This is a genomic window from Chryseobacterium camelliae (genome assembly GCF_002770595.1).
Lineage (GTDB): Bacteria > Bacteroidota > Bacteroidia > Flavobacteriales > Weeksellaceae > Chryseobacterium > Chryseobacterium camelliae.
This window is the reverse complement of sequence record NZ_CP022986.1, coordinates 3,527,790-3,550,412: the sequence shown is the minus strand read 5'-3', so window position 1 is coordinate 3,550,412 and position 22,623 is coordinate 3,527,790. Positions and strand designations below refer to the sequence as shown.

The 22,623-nt window shown below is 41.9% G+C and carries 17 protein-coding genes; 9 read left to right on the top strand and 8 right to left on the bottom strand.

All coding sequences use genetic code 11. The annotated features are described in order from the left end of the window. Positions 1-19: 19 nt before the first annotated feature. The 8 genes from CGB83_RS16435 to CGB83_RS16405 form a co-directional block, all read right to left on the bottom strand. Positions 20-889 (bottom strand): glycerophosphodiester phosphodiesterase family protein, encoded by an 870-nt coding sequence (locus CGB83_RS16435; RefSeq protein WP_100076788.1) that lies wholly within the window; start codon positions 887-889, stop codon positions 20-22. After that, a complete protein-coding gene (locus CGB83_RS20225; protein WP_157761440.1) occupies positions 879-1,130 on the bottom strand; it encodes a hypothetical protein in 252 nt (83 codons plus the stop codon). Before CGB83_RS20225 ends, CGB83_RS16435 begins: the two co-directional genes overlap by 11 nt. A 20-nt stretch (positions 1,131-1,150) precedes the next feature. Continuing rightward, positions 1,151-2,554: a RagB/SusD family nutrient uptake outer membrane protein gene (locus tag CGB83_RS16430; RefSeq protein WP_100076787.1), complete on the bottom strand. Its 1,404-nt coding sequence runs from the start codon at positions 2,552-2,554 to the stop codon at positions 1,151-1,153. Between the two features lie 16 nt (positions 2,555-2,570). Next, positions 2,571-5,783 carry a SusC/RagA family TonB-linked outer membrane protein gene (locus CGB83_RS16425; RefSeq protein WP_100076786.1) on the bottom strand — a complete coding sequence of 1,071 codons (3,213 nt, stop codon included), beginning with the start codon at positions 5,781-5,783 and terminating at the stop codon, positions 2,571-2,573. Between the two features lie 72 nt (positions 5,784-5,855). Next, complete coding sequence (locus tag CGB83_RS16420) at positions 5,856-6,674, bottom strand: FecR family protein (protein WP_100076785.1); 819 nt, start codon at positions 6,672-6,674, stop codon at positions 5,856-5,858. 94 nt (positions 6,675-6,768) lie between these two features. Then, on the bottom strand, positions 6,769-7,257 hold the full coding sequence (locus CGB83_RS16415; RefSeq protein ID WP_157761439.1) for an RNA polymerase sigma factor: 489 nt from the start codon (positions 7,255-7,257) through the stop codon (positions 6,769-6,771). A 164-nt stretch (positions 7,258-7,421) separates the two neighbouring features. Next, on the bottom strand, positions 7,422-7,619 hold the full coding sequence (locus tag CGB83_RS16410; RefSeq protein WP_100076783.1) for a DUF6496 domain-containing protein: 198 nt from the start codon (positions 7,617-7,619) through the stop codon (positions 7,422-7,424). Positions 7,620-7,629: 10 nt separating this feature from the next. Continuing rightward, entirely contained in the window at positions 7,630-8,103 is a 474-nt protein-coding gene (locus tag CGB83_RS16405) for a hypothetical protein (protein ID WP_100076782.1), read from the bottom strand. Between the two features lie 194 nt (positions 8,104-8,297). Here CGB83_RS16405 and CGB83_RS16400 point away from each other — a divergent pair, with 194 nt between their 5' ends. From CGB83_RS16400 to recG, 9 genes are all read left to right on the top strand, one after another. Beyond that, positions 8,298-9,479 carry a hypothetical protein gene (locus CGB83_RS16400; protein ID WP_100076781.1) on the top strand — a complete coding sequence of 394 codons (1,182 nt, stop codon included), beginning with the start codon at positions 8,298-8,300 and terminating at the stop codon, positions 9,477-9,479. An 8-nt stretch (positions 9,480-9,487) separates the two neighbouring features. Beyond that, positions 9,488-10,876: a hypothetical protein gene (locus tag CGB83_RS16395; protein ID WP_100076780.1), complete on the top strand. Its 1,389-nt coding sequence runs from the start codon at positions 9,488-9,490 to the stop codon at positions 10,874-10,876. An 87-nt stretch (positions 10,877-10,963) separates the two neighbouring features. Further along, positions 10,964-13,093 carry a S9 family peptidase gene (locus CGB83_RS16390; protein ID WP_100076779.1) on the top strand — a complete coding sequence of 710 codons (2,130 nt, stop codon included), beginning with the start codon at positions 10,964-10,966 and terminating at the stop codon, positions 13,091-13,093. Positions 13,094-13,329: 236 nt separating this feature from the next. After that, positions 13,330-14,985: a peptide MFS transporter gene (locus CGB83_RS16385; RefSeq protein WP_100076778.1), complete on the top strand. Its 1,656-nt coding sequence runs from the start codon at positions 13,330-13,332 to the stop codon at positions 14,983-14,985. A gap of 131 nt (positions 14,986-15,116) precedes the next feature. Then, complete coding sequence (locus CGB83_RS16380) at positions 15,117-16,871, top strand: peptide MFS transporter (protein ID WP_100076777.1); 1,755 nt, start codon at positions 15,117-15,119, stop codon at positions 16,869-16,871. 57 nt (positions 16,872-16,928) lie between these two features. Continuing rightward, positions 16,929-17,921 (top strand): PDDEXK nuclease domain-containing protein, encoded by a 993-nt coding sequence (locus CGB83_RS16375; RefSeq protein WP_100076776.1) that lies wholly within the window; start codon positions 16,929-16,931, stop codon positions 17,919-17,921. A gap of 20 nt (positions 17,922-17,941) precedes the next feature. After that, complete coding sequence (locus tag CGB83_RS16370) at positions 17,942-19,453, top strand: peptide MFS transporter (protein WP_100076775.1); 1,512 nt, start codon at positions 17,942-17,944, stop codon at positions 19,451-19,453. Positions 19,454-19,495: 42 nt separating this feature from the next. Then, entirely contained in the window at positions 19,496-20,029 is a 534-nt protein-coding gene (locus CGB83_RS16365) for a thioredoxin family protein (RefSeq protein WP_100076774.1), read from the top strand. 72 nt (positions 20,030-20,101) lie between these two features. Then, complete coding sequence (gene recG, locus CGB83_RS16360) at positions 20,102-22,186, top strand: ATP-dependent DNA helicase RecG (RefSeq protein WP_100076773.1); 2,085 nt, start codon at positions 20,102-20,104, stop codon at positions 22,184-22,186. The last annotated feature ends 437 nt before the right edge of the window (positions 22,187-22,623 follow it).

The following is a 22,623-nucleotide window of genomic DNA, read 5'->3' as shown; positions in this document are numbered from 1 at the left end:
TTTTTGAAAGTACCGTATATTAATAGTAAAGATCCTTCTTTTTCAGGAATCCGATCAGTTCCTTGGGACGATCGGTCTGGATCATATTGACCTTATTTTTTAAAAACCATTCGTATACTTCAGGATTTTCAAGAGCCAGATCATCATTATGTCCTGCATTGTGGTGTGGCCAGAGCGCATTGACCCACACCCTGCAACCTTTTTCCCTGACTTTATTAAAGTCAATCATATTCTGTTCCGTCTCTCCTACCGTAAACTCAAAGCCGTAGACCTGATAATGATCGGTATATTCGGTGATTTTCTGCCATCCTTCTTTTAGATTCAGCCTGACAATAGGCATGAAATGGATATCATTTTTAATCGCTCCGTATTTACGGTTGAATTCTTTATAGGTTTCACTTCCTTTAAATAAAACCTGGTCGAGCATCTTCCTTTTTTTTAATAAAGGATAGACCATATTGATATAATCGAATCCTTTGTCAAGATTGATCAGGATTTTATCCTGGGTAATGTCCAGGATCTCTTCCAGGGTAGGCACTTTCATTTGTGTTGTACTTCCCAGTCCGTCTTTTAATGAGAATTTCCGGAGTTCTGCCAGGGTATAGTCAGCGGGTTTTCCGGTTCCTGTAGTGGTACGGTCGATGGTTTTATCGTGCATCAGGACCAGAACGCTGTCTTTTGTCAGGGCCAGGTCTACTTCTACCATATCAATCCCTTTTTCAATGGCTTTTCTCACTGCCCAGGCAGAGTTTTCCGGGGCTTCCCGCCAGTCGGCCCGGTGGGCAATAACCATCACCTTATCTTCCGGAAAATGAGACAAGGATATTTTCTTCTGTCCGAAAACAATTCCGGAAACAAAGATCAGCAGGCATAACAATTTAGTCTTCATATTTTTTCTTTTTTAGTTTAATATATCTGATCACTTCCTTTTTCAGGCCCGGGGCATTTTTACTTCGTTTCATAATGATTTGCTGGGAAGTTCCGGTTAGATCCGCCAGTTCTTTTATTTCAGGGGTGTAGTCCCATGCTTTGTCAAGATTCAGCATCATCGTTTTTGCCTTGTATGAAGATAAGCACTTCTCAAAAAAACCAATAGCAGCAGGAGAGCTGCGATCTTTTGGTATACTCATATCTTCTCCATAACACTTTTTTAATATCCCGGATTTTGTTTGATGGCAGGGTCGGTATTGATCTGTCCCTGCGGAACCGGCATCAGGAGGTTATGCTGATCAATCGTAGCTGTACTGTAGCCGGGAGTTGATGCAAAGTGCTGTGTCATTACCTGAACGGCTTTCCCGGTCCTTACCAGATCAAACCAGCGATGGCCTTCTCCAACCAGTTCCAGTCTTCTTTCCTTATCGATCTCAGCAAGAAGAGCCTGCTGGGAAGCAAGGTTTACATTGGCAATGCCAGCCCTAGCTTTAATTATATTCAGATAACCATTAGCATTGCTCAAATCATTAGCCTTAGCATAACATTCTGCCATCATCAGGTAGACATCAGCCAGGCGAAGCACCACGATATTGCTTCCGCCATCCGCAATTACGTTCGATGTCTTTACGATTTTTTTGGTATATGGAATCCCGTTGGAAGTCAGCCCGATGTAAGCCGATTTCCTTTGATCATTACCAGCATACAGGTTGTATATTTCTTTTGTAGGCAGGTTGTGGCCTTTAGCGCCGGCCACGGTTCCCGATGGGCTGAAGAGCTGAAATGCCGGGCTTCCTTCCGAATTCCCGTTAATTCCTGAAGCAAACTGGACATCAAAAATAATTTCAGTATTATTTTTATTGGTGACATCAAAAATTTTAGACACGTCAGAGAGCAGGCTGTATCCCAATCCGTCTATCTGCGAAAGATAAGGTAGGGCATCGCTGTATTTATTTTCTGTAATGAGCACCTTTCCCAGTATGCCCAGCGCAGCTGCTTTGGTCACCCTTCCTTTCTGTGTGGTTGCAGCCGGTAAAAGCGGAATGGCATCTTTCAGTTCCTTTTCTATGAAAGCATACACGTCCGAAACAGGCGTCCTGCCCTGCCCGAAGTAGTCATTCACATTAGTGGTTTCTTTGGTTACCAGTGGGACATCACCGAATACCCTTACAAGATTAAAGTACATCAGCGCCCGCAGAAACTTCATTTCACCGATCCTGTTGCTCTTCGTAGCCTGCGCCATGTCCTGGATGGCATCAATTCTGTTGAGGATAATATTAGCCTGCTGGATCCCGATATAATTATCTTTCCAGGTACTTGCAATAAGCGAATTGTTAGGCTGAATGGTAAAGAAATCAAATTCACCATAGGTAAATGAATCATTGGCCGGAACCTCATCATAAGTGTTGTCAGAAGGAATTTCCCCGATAACCAGCATTGCCTGCTGATATTGCCCGGTATACTGCAGTGTGCCATATACTGCATTAATGCCCTGTTCAATTTGTGAGGCGTCCGCATAAAACTGTGAGGTTACCTTAGTAGCTTCCGGAGAAGTATTCAGAAGGTCGGATGAGCACGACTGTAAAAGCAGTAAAATAACGATTGGAATAAGTATTTTTTTCATTGTACGTTTGATTTGATTAGAATTTAAAATTCATCCCGAAGGAATACACCCTCGTTACCGGATAATAGGCACTGTCATAACCCTGGGTAAGCACATTGTCTGTTGTAGCATCGATGTTTTGCCCTCGGTAGGAAGTAATGGTCAGTAAATTATTTCCCATGAAATATATCTGGGCAGACTTAATTTTTAAATTTTCCGTGATGCTTTTAGGCAGGTTATACGCCAGTTTCAGGGAACGCAACCTGACATAATCCCCGTTCATAAAAAAGATATTGGAAGTCCGCGCTTCTTTTCTGTTGTTGGAGAAATTCATGTTAGGCATTGCAAAAGAACCTCCGGGATTGGTCTCGGCATTGTAACGGTGGTCGAAATAATACTGACTTGCCACCCCAAAACCTTCACCGGACTCTGTGCTGCTTACCAGGTCCCCGTTATATACTTTTTTCCCGAGTTCACTGTACAGCATGAAATTAAGCTCAAGGTTTTTATATTTTAATGTATTGGAAAAGCCAAGGATGTATTTCGGAATCCCTGAACCGAAGCTTTTTTTATCATTATTATCAATTTTTCCATCTCCGTTGAGGTCTTCCATAATGTAATCCCCTACCAGCGTCCCTGTAATATGCGGACTACTGTCGATCTGCTGCTGTGAAGTATATACTCCGGTGATGTTATATCCATACATTTCTGCAATGGATCCGCCCACTTTGGTAACAGCAAAATTATTGGCCCCCGCAATAATCTGGTTCTGTCCATTGGCTAAAGCCAAAACTTTATTGGTATTGACAGAAAAGCTCAGGTTATTGGAATATTCCAAATGCTGCCCGATATGAAGCGGCCTGGTCGAAAGCTGGATCTCAAGCCCTCTGTTCCTGACTTTCCCGATATTCTGTAGAGAAGTGCTGTACCCCGACTGTTGCGGAACCGGTACATCCAGCAACAGCCCGTCACGCATAAGGATGTAGTAGTCGGCAGATACATTCAGGAAGTTCCTGAACAGTGAAAAATCGATCCCGAAGTTGTCTGATTTTGATTTTTCCCATGAGATATTTGGGTTAGGTGCCGTTGATGCCCTGTATCCTGAAGCGAGTGCCCCTGAAAAGAGATAATTTTCTTCCGCCATCAGTGAAAGTGCCCCGAAATTAGGAATCTGGTTGTTCCCGTTGCTTCCTTTACTGTACCTTAGCTTTACAGGATCAATAAAATCATTTTTGGGAAAGAAGTTTTCATTGCTGAGTGTCCAGCCCAGCGACAGCGCGTAAAAATCGCCCCATTTGGAATTGACCCCGAATCTTGAAGATCCGTCTCTCCTGTACGACGCCATGAAGTTGTATTTATTGTCAAAACTGTAAGAAAGCCTGCTGAAATAAGAGATCAGAGTCCACTTATATTGTGAAAGCGTATTTTTAAACGAAGATCCGCCGGCAATATTGGTGATGCTGTTATCCGGGAATCCTGTGGCCTCCACCAGCAGCTGATTGTTGTTTTCTTCCTGGTAGGATTGTCCTGCAATTGCATTGAAAGTATGGCTCCCGATTTTCTTATCAAAAGTCAGCAGGTTTTCCACCAGATAGTTTTTCCTGATGTATTCCGTCCTGCTTGCCATAGTGACGTCGGGAGCAGCGGACCGGTAAGACCCTACTGTAGACGGATCGAAAAAATTGTATTCGTAATTGCTGTAGTCTCCGCCCACCGAAAACCTATAGTTGAAGTCCTTGAGGAATGTCAGCTGGGTGAATACATTTCCGAATGTTTTAAACAGCGTATATTTCCTGCTGGTCATGTCCACCATCGCTACAGGATTTTCAACCAGAGCTGCATCTGTGGGAGTATTGGCTTTTATCTGTTCAGAGATATTCAGGTTACCGTTAGCATCATAGGGCGCAAAAAAGGGATACATGGTTGTAGCCATGGCAATCGGGTTATAGCTTCTTCCTCCCGATACCATATCCAGGATGCTTCCCTGTGAGAAAGACGGTGTAATGGAAACCCCTATTTTCAGTTGATCACTCAGATCCGTCGATAAATTGACGTTGGTTGAATATTTTTCATAATCTGAACCGATAACAATCCCTTTCTGATTGAGGTAACTTCCCGTGAAGGCATATTTGCTTTTGTCCCCACCTCCAGTGACTGTAAATGTGGTCTGACTGATCGGAGCCGGTCTCAGCACAGTATTGTACCAGTCTGTATTGATGAGTCCTGGTTGCCTTTCGAGATAAGGTTTCAGGTAATCCGGAATCAGTTCTCTCAGGGATGCTCCTTTATTTTTTCTGGTTGCAGTATCGTCACTGATACTTCTGTTAGCTCCTTTGGACAGGTAATTATTATCCCTGGATTCTTTCATGAAAACGGCCATATCATATGCGTCGACAAGTTTGGCCTTGTCACTGCGGGTCTGGATTCCGTAATAGGAATCCAGGGTTACTTCCATTTTTCCTTTTTTGCCCTGCTTGGTTTCGATCAGGATAACTCCGTTGGCGCCCCTGGATCCGTAAATAGCAGATGAAGCAGCATCTTTAAGGATATCGATCTTGGCAATGGAATTGGGATCGATGGAATTCAGGTTGGTTCCTTCTGTAAGCGGGAAACCATCGACAACAATCAAAGGATTGGAACCTGCAGTAAGCGTCCCGATTCCCCTCACCCGGATGGTGGGTGATGATCCCGGACTTGCATTGGCCTGCGAAACCTGGATTCCCGTAGCTTTTCCTGCTATGATATCACCAAAATTACCGGATGCAACACCTTTCATCTGCTTCTCATCGATGGATGAAATAGAACCTGAAATATCCTTCCTGTTCTGCTTTCCATAGCCTACCATTACGACTTCATCAATATTCTTCTCCCGGGGAGAGATGGTATCCCGTTTCATTGCATCCATATGAATGGAAAGCGGACGATTATCCGAAGATTTTGCAATCCTTCTTACCGTAACGGTATTGTTCTGAATAATAAAATCAATGGAATAGCTTTTTTTAAGGTAGCTGAGTGCTTCTTTCAAAGAGCTGTAATTGATCTTGGTATCATCCACAAGGATCCCTTGCATATCGGAAGCCGAATAAAAGAATTGCGTCCGGGTTTTCTTTCCCAGTTTTTCAAATACCTGCTTTACAGGGATTCGTGCGGAGTTAACAGATTGCTGACAGGTGGCCGGAACGTATGCATGCGTCATTTCAGACAGGCATAAGACTCCCAGTACCGCAATGCTGATTGCCGTTTTTTTCATAGATTTGTAAAAAATTAGTTTGTTATATTCTTACTAGTTCGCCGCATCGATAACCCCCATTATCGGTGCATTTTATTTTAAAATAATTTGTTTGTCGGTGATTTTAACAGCTGTAAGACTGAAAGGATAGCTTACAATGGTAATAACATCTTGCAGGTTTCCGGTAAAAGAGCCCTGTATTTTTTCTTTGCTGTACTGTACGGGATATTGTATCTCTACATCATAGGTGTCTTCCAGCAGACGGATGACTTCTCCATAGTCCTGTCCGTTAAACGCAAATGTCCTTACTTTAGAAGGGCTGTAGTAATGATGCTCCCTGTTAACGGCATCACTCACCCAAGTTTCCTCAGGAAGCAGATACGTGATTTTTCCACGGCGTTCTATCTTTACTTTTCCTTCCTTTAGGGCTACGCTTTTATCCGCCGATTTCTGATCCAGGAAAAACCGGGTTCCCAAAACCTGGACCTTAAAACCATGGGCATCAATACGGAATGGCTTGGTCTTATCTTTGGCAATGTTAAAAAAAGCTTTCCCTTCGAATTCCACAGGTCTCTCCTTTTTACCGAAATGATTCCTGTCCATTGTAAGCTTACTGTACGGCTGCATGGTGATGATACTTCCGTCAGAAAGCCTGTAGGTCTTCATCTCATTTCCGGTTTTTAGCACCAGTATATTTCCAGCATCGTTATGGTGTCCTGAAAATAATGGGTACAGGCAAAGCAGCCCAAATAAAGGAATAAGGACGGCGGCAGCCCAGTAAACCTTCTGCTGCTTCGCCTTACGTCCATAAGTCATGCGCTCTATATTCTGCCAGATCCTGTCGTCAGTTGCCTCATCGATCCGCCGGTTTTCTTTTTTCACCGTGTCCCAGTCTTTTTCGAATTGATTCATAAGTGGTCTCTCTGATAGTAATTACGCAGGGATCAAAAAATATCCACCTTTGAAAAGTGGATTTAATGATTTGTTCATATTCGTTAACAGAGGCTTAAAAGAGGCTGAGGTTGCTACGGATGTACGAAAGGGCTTTATTGATGCGTTTTTCAACGGCCGTTTTAGACATATTATTTTCTTCGGCTATTTTAATATAACTAACGTTTTCCAGTTTGTTCCTGAGTAAAAATTCTTTATTCTGAACGGGCAGTTCGCTGAGCAAATGTTCTATTTTACTGAGATTTTCTTCTTTCCAGAGCGTGTCCGATTCTTCTTCGGTTTCTTCCAGGCCGGCAATGATGTCCGGATCCGAATTGAAAATCATTTTATTTTTCCTGTAAAAATTGGCAATCTCCTGCTTGGCCGTACGGAAGATGACAGCCTCCGGATGTTCAGATTTCTGAAGCTGTGTATGGTGCTTCCATAAGTGGACAAATATTTCCTGCACCACATCTTCAATATCTTCCTGTCCGGAAATATATTTTCTGACAAAGAAATACACCTGGTGCTTATAGTCTGAATATATCTTTTTAAAATGTCCCATCCAATCCTGAAATAAGTAATACTCAGTATTGTTATTTTTCGCAAATATATCCAAAAACCTTTATGGTGCTGTTAAAGGTATATTAATTCTAATGTATAGTTATACACATCTTATCACTGAACACTATACATTAAAAAACCGCTCAAATTATGAGCGGCTTTATACTACTTGTCTTTGCTTTTCTTATTTTTAGAAGGAGCTTTGAGTCCTTCTTCTCTTGCTTCGGAAATGCCGATTGCTATGGCTTGTTTCCTGCTTTTCACCTGGTCTCCGGAAGAGGACTTTAATTTTCCCTCCTTGAACTCGTGCATTACTTTTTCCACTTTTTCCTGAGCTTTGTCTGAATATTTCTTAGTGCTCATGATGTTGATTTTAAGATTTGGATATGGCAACTCCTATTTCATATACCTTAGCTTGCTTCAGGTATTTTGAACGCTCTCTTGAAGTTACCGATTCAAAATGATCATTTTTGATCACGATAATCGGGTCTTCTGAATTTTCTATCTCAAAATTGGCCAGGTACCGCTCGTCAGGTGCATCCTCGCGCATTTTAGCTTTTATTTTCTGCAATTCATCGGCATAATCCCTGAATCCAGGGTCTGAAGAATGAATAAATTTATATTCGTCCCCTGCAACTACAAAATAATGAAGTTTTTTATCGATCAGCTGAGCTTCATCTGTAATCTGAGGATTATCATTTCCGTCTTTAAAGCTTACTTCCACCAGTTTTCCGTTTTTCTCCCGGGAATACCTTTCTGCATCTTCAAAACTTGAGAATCCTGTATAGATGGCCTGGTCTTCCAGTTCGTATTTGTTCAGCTTCTGGTCGTAGTCATTCGTTTCCATAATTATTATTTGAATATGTTATGTAAATGAATATTCAATTTTTTTGCCAAACATTGGATTTTGTTTCACAGTAACACTTTTCAACATGAAGGGATTTGCACATAATTCAATAGAAATACACATTTAAAATAAAATAATAATTATAATTAGGTTAGTATTGAAAAAAAATTAAATTTGCAGACTAAATTTTAAGCATGAAATACAACTCTATCTTATCCGTTTTATTTTTATCGGTTGCTACCTTGGGGTATGCCCAGAGGATCGATTCGGAACAGGTAACCTTCCAGCTTTTAAAAGAGCCTGCTAATCCGGTAGATTCACAAAGCAGAAATTTTTCTGTAGTGGTGAATTCACCGTATAACATGACGAAAGAAGATGTAATCAAAGAAGCGAAGGAAAAGTTCCAGAAGCAGGTAGACAACTACGATCAGAGCGTACAGGATGCCAAATTGCAGCATGAGGAAAGGCTCAAGGATTATGAAGCGGAAGTAAAAAAACTTACCGAAAAGTACAAAACAGAATCTGAGCAGTACAATAAAATGAAAGCTGTGGAAAAAATTGCCATGAATGCCATGCCCCCGGTGCTCAGACTTCCTTCACGCCCGCAGCTCAACGTTCCCCAAAAGCCGGTATACCGCGATCCCGATCTCAGAACTGCCCTCATTGTAGACAATAAAGTCCTGGCTTCACAGGTTAATATCGACGGTTTTTCAAGAGGCGGAAATGCCGTTGACATTTCCATCAATATGGAACGGACCAACTTTCAGGATAATGCGGGTAAAACTTTTGCCAGCCAGCCTACCAAGCTGGTAGTAAAGCAGAACGGCGTTGTGAAGATCGATAAAACCCTTTTCTCAGACTTTGAAGAAGTTGCCTCTTCGCCTACCAATGAAATCAACCTGAGTGACCATGAGAGAGCATACCTTCAGAAGGTGATGAACAAGATCAACGAAATCCTGGCAGATAACTTCGGCTATTCCAAGATCAATTCTACGGTAAAGCTGGAAACGGTAAAGAACAAAGGAGAATACGATGACCTGGAGAAAGCGTCCATTTATGTAACCACAAACCTGAAGAAGTTGCAGGCAAGACCGGATTACACTCCTAATAAAGCTGCCCTTGAAAATATGGACAAAGGGGTTGCTTTATGGAAAGATGCGCTTAAAAAAATCAATTATGAAGATAAAAAAGCAGCCTATAATGCTAAGATTGCAGCATATCTCTATATGAACCTCATCCGCCTGAACCTAGCCATGGGTAAAAAGGCGGAAGCTGAAAAATACCTGAATGAAATGCAGGAGCACCTGGTAGACATGAAGCTTTCTTTTGACCAAAACTATGAACTGAAAGGACTTGAACAGAAAATTTATAACTAATCGATACTATGAAAAAAACATTGATCCTTTCACTGGCCCTAATGAGCGCTATCGCTTTCGGTCAGGATAAGAAATTTGTGTACGGCGACAATTTCGAATACAACTCCAAATACGAAAAGGACATCAAGCTTGTCCTGTGTGATGACTATAACCAATATGTTTTCAGCGATATCAATGAAGACGGCTACAGCAGTTATCCGCATAAGAAAATCATCATGAGGAAACTCGATCAGAACGGAAACCTGATTGATACCTATATTAAGGATTATGCCAATAAAACCAATGGTGTCCTGCACAATTATCTGGGATCAGCTGAGATTGGCAAAGACCAGTTCGTTGTGTTTACGGAAGAACTGGAAACCCGGAATAACAGGAAAGAAATCTTCCAGCATGTTTTCAACAAAAAGGACAATAATTTTACCACGACCAGCATTGCCAAGCTTTTTACGGAAGGAGGCATGAAACAGGGAACCACCTATATGAGGTTTTCACAGAACGGGAAATATGCTGCCATCATCAACGACCGGTCTGTTTCTAAAAAGACAGCCAATACCATTGATAATATCGTGATTGACCTCTCTACCCTGTCCAGAAAATGGGATAAAGAAATCACGCTTGATACGGATTATATGGAAGCTGATGCGGCTGTAACCAATTCCGGGAGGGTTTTGATCTTAAGAAAATCCACCGGCTGGAAAGAATCCTCAAAGCTGGTCTATGTTTCTGCTCAGGGTGAACAGGATATTCCCTTAAAGGAAAAACTGATTTTAAAAACCCTGACTCCGGTTTCCATCAACGACCAGGATTACCTGGTATCATTCGGATATTTTACCGGCGTAAGGATCAACCAGAGCAACTTCGGGGATATGGCTTTCATCAACCTGCAGAACGGCAATATCGTTATGAGCGAATTCTCCGAATACAGAGGCAATACTACGATGTCCGGAGTAGAAATCAGTGCTGTACAGGCCAATAACGGTAAAACATACCTGTTCGGATATGACGTTAACAAAACAATGCCGCCATCCACACCTTCCAACCGTTTTCCGGACCCCATTATTTCATACGGTCCGGGCCAGTGGTTTACTCTTAACTCAGACGGAACTGCCGTCAGCACTACCGCAACACCGTCAGGGAAGATCGGGTATTTCATGAAAGATAATAAAGGCTATTTCTTCGCCAATGAAGATACCCTTCAGCCCTACGCGATAGGAAATGTAGTAACCGATAAAAAGAAGGCCATCAGTCTCTACAATAATTCTGAAAACGGGGAACGTTCCGGCTCTCCTGTACTGACCTCCATCAAATATATTCCGGAGTCTGACCGGGTAATCTACCTGAGAAAATCCGGAGAAGGCAGGCTTAACGTAAAAAGTGCCTACAACTGGAATCAATAATTTCCATCAGGATCAGGCCGGCATCATTGCCGGCTTTTTTCTTGTAAAAATCACTATATTTGGTGCTTTATGATATTAGAATTTAGAATGAAAAAAATATTCTTGACCCTTAGTCTTGCTGCTGCTTTTCACAGCCTGTCGGCACAGGAAATCACTTTAGATAAAATTTATTCAGGATACTACCGCGGGAAAGGCATTGCCGGGATCACTTCCATGAAGAACGGTGAAAACTACCTGGTAATCGAACCAACCGGAATTGCCAAATATTCATATAAGAATTCCCAGAAGGAAGGAAATATCATTGACGGCCAGTTTGAGAGTTACGAGTTCTCCGATGACGAATCCAAAATCCTTTTGCTGAAAGAGAGCCAGCCGATCTACCGCCATTCTTTTCTGGGAAAATTCGAGGTAAAAGACCTGAAATCTGGTAAGGTAACGAGCCTGAATAACGGGAATACCGTTCAGGAGCCAAGGTTTTCCCCGGATGCTTCAAAAGTCGCCTTTATTTCAGATAATAATTTATTTTGCCAGGACCTGAATACCGGTAAAATTACCCAGATCACTACAGACGGTAAGAAAAATGCTATCATCAACGGTTTAGCCGACTGGGTATATGAAGAAGAATTCGGGCATGCGAGACAGTATGAATGGACCAAAAATTCTGATGCCATCGTTTTCGTTAAATCGGATGAAAGCCAGGTTCCGGAAATATACATTCCTATTTACGGGAAAACGCTTTACCCTACGGAAATGCGTTATAAATACCCTAAGGCGGGAGAAAATAACTCTGTCGTATCTGCACAGCTGTACCGTTTAGATACCGGAAAAACCATCCCGGTAAATCTTGGGGCCTTCAAAAACTATTATATTGCCAATGTATTCCAGACGGCTAAAGCCGATGAAATTGTTCTCATTACTTCCCAAAGGATACAGAATGCTTCTGATATCCTGAAAGTGAATACCAAAACCGGAGCGGTTCAGAAGCTCTTTACCGAGACGGATGAAAAATGGATCGATACCGATAATCCGACCCTTGAGTTCCTGGAAGATGATTCTTTCCTTTGGGCATCTGAAAGAGACGGTAACCGTCACCTGTATTGGTATGACAAAGAGGGTAAGCTTAAAAAACAGGTTACCAAGGGCAATTGGGAAATTACAGATTACTATGGTTACAATCCGAAATCAAAGGAAATTTACGTTCAGACAACGGAAAAAGGAAGCATCAACAAGGTGGTTTCCAAAATCAATATCGAAAACGGAAAGTCCCAGCTGATTTCCAGACCTGACGGTAACAATTCTGCAAGCTTCAGCAAGAATTACAATTATTTTATCGAAACTTCTTCTACCGCTGCAAGCCCGTATACATTCGTTCTGAAAGACGGCAGCGGAAAAGTGGTGAAGGAGCTTCAGAATAATAATGAGCAGCTTCAGAAACTAAAAGCGGACAACTTTGTGGATAAAGAATTTATTACCATACCTAATGCGGTCGGCGATCAGATGAATGCATGGATCATGAAGCCTAAAAACTTCGATCCGAAAAAGAAATACCCACTTTTCATGTATCAGTATTCAGGACCGGGATCCCAGCAGGTATCCAATTCATGGGATATCGGTAATACATTGTGGTTCAATCACCTGGTACAGAAAGGGTATATCGTGGCCTGTGTGGACGGACGCGGAACCGGATATAAAGGTGCTAAGTTCAAAAAGGTCACCTATATGAATTTAGGAAAGTACGAAATTGAAGACCAGATCACCGCTGCCAAATGGTTCGGGAACCAGTCTTATATCGATAAAACCAGGATTGGAATGTTTGGATGGAGCTTCGGCGGGTACATGACCAGCCTTGCCATGACGAAAGGCGCCGATGTCTTTAAAATGGGAATCGCAGTGGCTCCGGTGACCAACTGGAGGTATTATGATTCCGTATATACCGAAAGATTCTTAAGGACTCCGCAGGAAAATGCTGACGGATATGATAAGAACTCCCCTACTGAATATGCCAGTTTAATGAAAGGTAAATTCCTTCTGATCCACGGAACGGCAGATGACAATGTACATTTCCAGAATTCCATGGAATTCTCTGAAGCATTGATCCAAAACAGGAAACAGTTTGATTTCATGGCATACCCGGATAAAAACCACGGGATCTACGGAGGATATACAAGACCTCAGTTGTACCAGAAAATGACCAATTTTATCCTGGAAAATTTATAACCTGATAAATTGAACTATAAAAAATCCGAATCTTACATGTAAGATTCGGATTTTCAGTTTTTAACTTTACATCCTACATTTATGGTTTCCCTCAAATATATTTTAACAAAAATGACTTTAAACTTCTAAATATTTTAACGTAATTTCCATTTTCTCATCTTTATGGTATTCAAAGTTACCCAAATTCAATTATTATTTTTAAAATTCTATATTTGTGAAATTTGAAATTTACATCTATGAAAATCAAACATCCTAAAGGGCTGCCATTCCTCTTTTTTACGGAAATGTGGGAGCGTTTCGGGTATTACCTGATCCTTGGAATCTTCGTTCTGTACGTTATTGAACCTACCGGCCTGAAAGGTGGCCTCGGGCTTCCGGATAAAACGGCTGACGACATTTTCGGAACCTATATTGCCCTGACCTATCTCACTCCTTTCATCGGAGGATTTCTGGCTGACCGGGTCTTAGGATATATCAAATCAATATACTTAGGCGGTATCCTGATGGCTGCCGGATATATCGGAATGGGTGTTTTCAAAGATCTTACCTTATTCTACAGTTCCCTCGCATTAATTATTATCGGGAACGGCTTTTTCAAGCCTACCATTTCCACTCTTCTGGGGAACCTGTATTCTGAAGAGCCATACAAGGCCAATAAGGATTCCGGATATAACATTTTTTATATGGGAATCAATATCGGGGCTTTCATCTGTAATATTATTGCGGCATTTATGCGGAATAAATTCGGCTGGGGCGAAGCTTTTATTACCGCAGGTGTCGGAATGTTAGTCGGGCTCGTTATATTTACGGTCGGCAGGAAACATTATATTCACGCAGCGCAGATGAAGCCTGTGCAGGATGGCGATACGAAGCTGTCTGAAATCCTTTTGAAGGTATTTTTACCGGCTATTCTTTTCGGAGCGGGAGGATGGTTCATCCCAGGAAATATTTTCGGGAGTGACAGTACGGATGCCTTTATTTTTGCCTGTATTCCCGTTATTTACTTTTATGCCTCACTGTATTTCAAAGCAAAGCCTGAAGAAAAATCTTCCATCGGTGCTTTACTTTCAGTATTCATGATCAGTATGTTTTTCTGGGCGGTCTTCAAACAGAACGGAACGGCTCTGACGAGGTGGGCTAATTATTATACAGACAGAAGCGTTCCTGCCATAATGGAGAAACCTCTCGAAAACATTTATATGGTAGATGGGAAGAGCTATGCCAACAGCGAAGTCCCTGTTTACGATGACCAGTTCCAGTCGCAAAAGGACAAAGACGGAAAGACGATAAAGGAATCCGGAAAGGATGTGTATTTTAAAAACATATCGCCCGAACAGCGTGCAGAACTGGAGAAAAATCCTGACAAGAAAGTATACCTCTATAATACGGAACTGTTCCAATCCATCAATCCGTTCTGGGTCATTGCCCTCACACCGGTAGTGGTTGGTGTCTGGGCTTTCCTGAGAAAAAGAGGGAAAGAACCGCTTACCCCTACGAAGATCGTTTTAGGGCTGTTTATTTCAGCCTTATCATGCCTGGTCATGGTAGCTGCTGTAGCAGCCGGTGATAACGGTGCCGTTAAAGTATCTCCCTGGTGGCTGGTAGCCGGTTATGGGGCTATTACTGTAGGAGAACTTTGCCTTTCCCCGATGGGGTTGTCATTTGTATCCAAGCTTTCACCGGCGAGGATTACTGCGCTGATGATGGGCGGCTTTTTCCTGGCCAATTCGGTGGGTAATAAGCTTTCCGGGATCTTGGCAAGTACGTGGTACAGTTATGACAATAAGATGAATTACTTCCTGGTAAATTTCGGGCTGCTGATATTTGCCACATTATTAGGGCTTTCCATGCTGAAAAGACTAAACAGGATTATGAAGGAAAAAGGGCATTAAGCTTCAGCAATACAATGATCAATCAGGCTGCAGGACTCTTCTGCAGCTTTTTTTGGCAATTGTAAAATTAAACCTTGCTGAAAACCCAAAAAAAACTATATTTGTCAGTCTTAACAAAAATTAACAATAAAATGGATAATACTGAAGCATTAAGTCCGAAACCGGATGAATGGGTAGAGAAAAAAGGTTCCAGACACCCGAAAGGTTTATGGGTGCTTTTTGGAACAGAAATGTGGGAGCGTTTCAATTTTTATGGAATGAGAGCTCTGTTGACGCTCTTCATGGTAAATTCCCTATTAATTAAAGAAGCAGATGCAGCAATCATTTACGGTGGATTTTTAGCTTTATGTTATTTAACGCCTCTTTTAGGTGGTTTTATTGCCGATAAATATATCGGAAACAGGAATGCGATCCTGATCGGTGGGTCTTTAATGGCTATCGGGCAGTTTTTGCTGTTTATCAGTGCATCCAGCTTTTCGGCTGACCTTGGGAGTGCTAAGATGATCATGTGGCTTGCCCTGTTCGTTATTATCTTTGGTAACGGGTTTTTCAAGCCTAATATTTCCTCTATGGTGGGAAGCCTTTATCCTAAGCAGGAAAAATCAAAATTGGACTCTGCATTCACCATTTTTTACATGGGAATCAATATCGGGGCATTCTTAGGCCAGTTTATCTGTCCATACGTAGGTGACGTAAAGGACGCCACTACAGGAGTAAGGGATATTTTTGCTTTCAAATGGGGATTCCTGGCCGCTTCTATCGCGATGGTGGTAGGAACCGTAACTTTCTTTATTCTTAAAAATAAATATGTAGTAACCCCTGAAGGAAGGCCTATCGGAGGATTACCAAAAAACAATACGAGTGCGGATTTTGAAGAGGGTGAAACCCAGACTGCTAAATTCTCCAACAAGTTTCTTGCATTTACCGCAGTAATCTTTATCGTGCTATTCTTTGTGTTCAGATACCTCCTTGTAGGAGAATTTGGGTTCAATTCCGTAGAAATGGGCCAGCTGATTAAAGGAATCATTTATCCGTTCATTTATTCAGCAGGTATTTCTCTTGCATTCCTGATCATGTCTTCTGCAGAAAATAAAGTGGAAAGACAGAGGATATGGGTCATCTACATCGTATCATTCTTTATCATCTTCTTCTGGGCAGCATTTGAACAGGCTGGATCTTCATTGACATTCATTGCTGATAACCAGACGGACAGAAACATCTTCGGTTGGAATATGCCGCCTTCCATGGTGCAGATCTTCAACGGGATTTTCGTCGTGATCCTGGCAGTGCCTTTCAGTCTGATCTGGGATAAACTGAGAGCTAAAGGAAAAGAGCCGGTTTCTCCTATGAAACAGGCAATGGGTCTTGCTTTAATCGCTTTAAGTTATTTTATTATTGCACATAATGTAAAAGATTTAGGAAATTCCGGACTGTTGGCTATTAAATGGTTAATGCTGTTGTACTTCATCCAGACCATGGGTGAGCTGTGCTTGTCTCCAATAGGATTATCCCTGGTAGGTAAATTGGCTCCTAAACGATTTGCATCGCTTTTATATGGGGTATTCTTTATTTCCAATGCCGCAGGATATGCTCTTGCAGGTTCATTGGGAGCACTGATTCCGGCTACGGGAGATAAATTCACAAAGGCCCAGGAAATAGGCGTTAACCTTCAGGATGTACTTGATAAGAAAGTAACTCTTACCACAGAACAGGCTGCGGCTTTTGAAAAAGCCCAGCTGCCATTGCAGAATCCTGTATTTGCAGGGTTTGAAATCCATAATCTTTTTGAATTCTTCATGGTATTCGTGGTATTGTGTGGTATAGCTGCCGTAATTCTGGCGCTTATCTCACCGATCCTTAAGAAAATGATGCACGGTGTCAACTAAGCATAAATAAATATTTTTTAAAACCTCTGCCAAGTCAGAGGTTTTTTTTATTTTCGTATGATGGAAGTTTCCGAAAGTTCTTTATTCCATTCCATAAAGGATATTATACAGCAGTCGCGCGAAAAAGTATTTCGGATAGTGAACTCTACCCTTTTGCTTACCTACTGGCAGATCGGGAAATTAATTGTGGAAGATGAACAGAAAGGAAAAGCAAGGGCAGAATACGGAAGCTATATCCTGAAAAATCTCTCCCGGCAACTGACCACTGAATTCGGAAAAGGATTTGATGAAAGCAATCTCAGAAATATGAGAATATTTTATCAATCCTTTCCAATATGTGACGCATTGCGTCACGAATTGAGCTGGACTCACTACAGACTGTTGATCAGATTAAACAATACTGATAAGATAAATTACTATATTAACGAATCTATTCAGAATAACTGGAATTCCAGAGACCTGAAAAGGCAGATCAATTCGCTGGCTTATGAAAGAGTGCTGGAACATCGTAAAACATCTGAAGAAACCATTCAGAATATACTGAAAGATCCATACATCTTTGAATTTCTGGGATTGAAACCGGACGAAAAAATTTCAGAAAAAGACCTTGAAACGTCTATTATAGACCATATCCAGAAGTTCCTGCTGGAATTCGGGAAGGGATTTGCATTTGTAGCCCGGCAGCAGCACATTGCTACCGATACTTCAGACTTTTATATTGATCTTGTTTTTTACAATTACCTACTGAAATGTTTCGTCATTATCGATCTGAAAACGGGGGAACTTTCCCATCAGGACATCGGGCAGATCGACATGTACGTAAGGATGTACGATGACCTGAAACGTATTGAAGGCGATAACCCTACTATCGGAATCCTCTTGTGTTCCGAAAAAGACGAAACCATCGTCAAATACTCGGTACTGAATGACAAAAACAACCTTTTCGCCAGCCAATATTTATTATACCTTCCCAAAGAGGAAGAATTAAAAGAACTTATAGATCAGGACAGGATCCGGTTCGAGCTGGACCGGGATCAGTCAAAACCTTAATTACATATTTTTAATCAGACATGAATTTAACTTTAGACGAAATAAGGGATTTCAAAGGAAAATACCCGACGCAGATCTGGAACCTTTTCTTTTCCGAAATGTGGGAACGCTTCTGCTTTTACGGGATGCGGGGAATGCTTGTGGTATTTATGATCTCCCAATTAGGGTTCGGTGAAGAGAAAGCCAATCTCCAGTACGGAGCAACCCAGGCTTTTGTCTATGCATTCACTTTTGTAGGAGGATTGTTTGCAGATAAGATCTTAGGATTCAGGAAATCGCTGTTCTGGGGCGGACTCCTGATGATCGCGGGAAGCATTATCCTTTCCCTGAATCCGCATGACTATTTTTTCTTCGGAATTTCATTTACCATTATCGGCACCGGATTCTTTAAACCCAATATTTCCACTATGGTCGGAAAACTGTACAGGTCCGGTGATACAAGAACAGATGCCGGTTTTACCTTATTCTATGCAGGAATCAACCTGGGTGCCCTTCTCGGAGGATACTTCTGCGTTGCCATTGGACAGGGAGATGTTTTTTCTGATTACATCCCTCATGATAAAACCTGGAATATAGCATTCAGCCTGGCTGCCGTGGTCATGGTGATCAGCCTTATCAATTTTGTATTCACACAAAAAAAGCTGGGGCCTATCGGTTTACAGCCCGGGCATCCGTTATCAGATGAACCTGCGAAAAAAATAAAAAAATGGCATGAAATCGCAGTATACATAGGAACACTCGCTGTTATTCCGCTCATTATGACTATGGTTTCGGTTCCTCAATATACCAATTACTTCATGTATACCGTAGGACCTCTTACCCTGCTGTACCTTTTGTATGAAATGACCAAAGTAACACCGGCAGAGAGGAACAAGCTCATTGCCGCATTGATATTCATTATCTTTTCCATTATTTTCTGGGGCATTTTTGAACAGAGCGGAGGCTCACTGAGTATTTTCGCAGCCAAGAACCTGAACAGGGATCTTTTCAATCTTAATCCTAACGGGGTTAATAATTCAGGGGGAGCATTTTTCATCCTTCTGCTGGCTGTTCCATTAGGGCTGTTATGGATCTGGCTGGGCAAAAGAAAGATTGAACCCAACACCATCATTAAGTTCGGGCTTGGTTTTCTCTTTCTGGGTCTGGGATATTATGTCATATTCACTACGCGCTATTTTGCCAACAGCCTCGGCATTACTTCTTTAGGCATATTTACTATCGCCTTATTTGCCATTACATTGGGGGAAATGTGCCTCTCTCCTATCGGCCTTTCCATTATGACCAAACTTTCAACTAATAAGCTCCAGGGCGTTATGATGGGCATGTGGTTTCTGGCCTCTGCTTACGGGCAGTATGTTGCCGGAATTATTGGTGCCAGCATGGCAACAGCAAAAGAAGGTTCATCAAATTATGATGCCCTCATCACCTATACCGAAGGCTATAAGCAACTGGGACTGTATTCCATAATTGCCGGTGTGCTTCTCTTTATTATTTCCCCATACGTTAGAAAATTAATGCAGGAAGTAAAATAGCAATACGCAAATTATGCTTACTTTTACTTAAATATCCAAATCATGAAGAAAGTAGTAAGCATTATTTGCCTGTTCTGGTTAAGCTTCAGCTTTGCCCAGGTTAAATGGATGACCATTGAAGAAGCATTGTCTGCCCAGAAACAGCACCCTAAAAAAATACTGATTGATTTCTATGCAGACTGGTGCGGTCCCTGCAAAATTATGGACAAAACCACATACGGTAACACAATCATAACTGAAATGCTGAATGAAAATTTTTATCCGGTAAAATTTAACGCAGAGGAAAAAAGGACGGTGAGTATATTTGAAAGAAAATTCTCAAATCCTGACCGCACCCATAAGAAAGGCAGGAATACACTTCATGAGTTCACGCAGTATATGAATGTAGCAGCCGTACCCAGCACTGTATTCCTGGATGAGACCGGGAGCCCTATTACCTTGCTGCAGGGAGAACTGTCTGCTAAGGAACTGGAACCTTACCTTGAACTGATCTCCAAGGACCTGTATAAAAAGATACGCACCCGCCAGCAGTGGGAAGAATACCAGAACAAATTTAAATCCAGATTAAAAAGTTAAAGTTCCGGAGAAGTTTTAACCATTAGATTTTAAAGTTTACTCTATTTTCCCGAAATTAGAGGCTCGTTTTTCATGACTTTAGAAACTTCCATAGAATACGTAAAAGGAATTGGTCCGGAGAGAGCTAAATTGATCAAGAGCATCTTGGGGATCACCACGGTAGAGGATCTCCTGAACTTCTATCCTATCCGTTACCTGGATAAAAGCAAAATCTATAAGGTATCGCGGCTGCATGAGGCCAATCAGGAAATTCAGCTGAGAGGCAGGATTACCCAGGTACAGGAAATCCAGACCGGCAAAACCAAAAGGCTTTCAGCTAAGTTCAGTGATGATACGGAAACCATGGACCTGGTCTGGTTCCAATATTCCAAATGGCTTAAGGAGCAACTGCCTGTAGGCCGTGAAGTGTATATTTTCGGAAAAGTGAATTTTTTCAACGGACAGTTTTCTATGCCGCATCCGGAGATTGAAGCTGAAGAGAAGAAGGAAAATGACAACCGGCTGAAGCCCATTTACCCAAGTTCTGAGAAACTTGTTAAAAGAGGACTAAATCAAAGGTTTTTCCAGGTAGTCCTGAAGAATATCTGCAAAGAAATACCGGAACTTATTCAGGAGAACCTTCCCGACTATATTACCAATGCATTTGGTTTTCTTTCCAGACAACACACTTATCTTAACATTCATTTCCCGAAAGATACAGAGCATGCTGAAAAAGCAGATTACAGGCTGAAGTTTGAAGAGTCTTTTTTCTTCCAGCTGGGCTATGGCCTGAAAAAACGCCATCATAAAACACATTCCCGCGGCAATCCTTTTCCGGTAATCGGAAATCATTTCAATGACTTCTATGACCATCATCTTCCCTTTGACCTTACCGGTGCCCAGAAACGGGTACTTAAGGAAATCCGGATAGATATGAAAAGACCTGTGCAGATGAACAGGCTGTTACAGGGTGATGTGGGTTCCGGGAAAACGATGGTCGCCCTACTCACCATGCTGATTGCCTTAGATAACGGTTTTCAGAGCTGTATGATGGCACCTACGGAAATTCTGGCCCAGCAGCATTACACCGGAATTAAAGACCTTCTACAGGACACTCCGGTTAATGTACGTCTGTTAACCGGATCCACAAAAGCTGCGGAACGGAAAATCATTCATAGAGAGCTTGAAAGTGGTGAGCTTTCTATTCTGGTCGGCACCCATGCGATCCTGGAAGATAAGGTGAAATTCCGGAATCTCGGTTTGGCAGTCATTGATGAGCAGCACCGTTTCGGAGTAGCCCAGCGCGCCAAACTGTGGGCAAAGAACAGCATTCCGCCCCATATTCTGGTCATGACAGCTACACCAATCCCCAGGACGCTGGCCATGAGCTTTTATTCCGATCTTGACGTATCGGTCATTGATGAGATGCCGGTCGGCAGGAAACCTATTATTACGGCCCACAGACGGGAAAAAGACAGAGCTTATGTCTATAATTTCTGTCGGGATGAAATCCTGAAAGGCAGGCAGGTATATTTTGTATACCCGCTGATTGAAGAATCTGAAACGCTGGACTATAAAAACCTCATGGAAGGCCTGGAGCATGTGATGGATGCTTTTTCAGACTATAATGTAAGCATGCTGCACGGAAAGATGAAACCGGATGAAAAAGATGCAGCCATGAATTATTTTGCCTCCGGCAAAGCAGAAATTATGGTTGCCACTACCGTAATTGAAGTAGGCGTAAATGTACCTAATGCTTCTGTCATGGTGATCGAAAGTGCCGAAAGGTTCGGGCTGTCCCAGCTCCACCAATTGCGCGGCCGTGTAGGAAGGGGTGCCGAACAGAGCTACTGCATCCTGATGACTTCAGACAAACTGACGACGGAAAGCAGGACGCGCATAAGAACCATGACCGAGACCAATGACGGCTTCAAAATTTCCGAAGTGGATATGCAGCTGCGCGGACCCGGTGACATCCTGGGTACCCAGCAGAGCGGTGTGGTAGATTTCAAAAAACTGGATCTGGTTAACGATTCCGCCATCATCAAAACCACTAAAAAAGCTGTTGAAAAAATACTGGATAAGGATCCTCTTTTGTCCCTGGCCGAGCATCAGATTATTAAAAATTACTATCTGAGATACTACAGAGGCAAAAATAAATGGAGTAAAATTTCATAAAAAAACCGCACAAAGCATAGCTTCGTACGGCCCCCTTATAAAACTGTTATTCAGAAGAAATAATCTCATTGAAAATCAGCTGAAATTATCCAGCTGGTCCTTTCGACGAGGATGAATGTTTTTACTGTTTGTCTGATTCATGTGCCTTTTAAAACAAAATGAATTATGTTTCCGGTATGCTTATTATAAAAATTAAACTACAGTCTACTAAAGAAAGAATAATAAAATGAAACGAATAGGATTCCCTTAATAAGATAGAGTTTTCATGATTGTACCGTTTATGTAAAGATCTTCTGCGCTTAATGCCAGAAATACAGATAATTCATTTTGTGATTAATATGGTAACCGGTAAAGCCTGTTGCTGCCTTTACCTTTAAAGTTTCACATTACTGTTATTACAAAGATGATGATAAATCAAGGAATGTTTTTACATCATT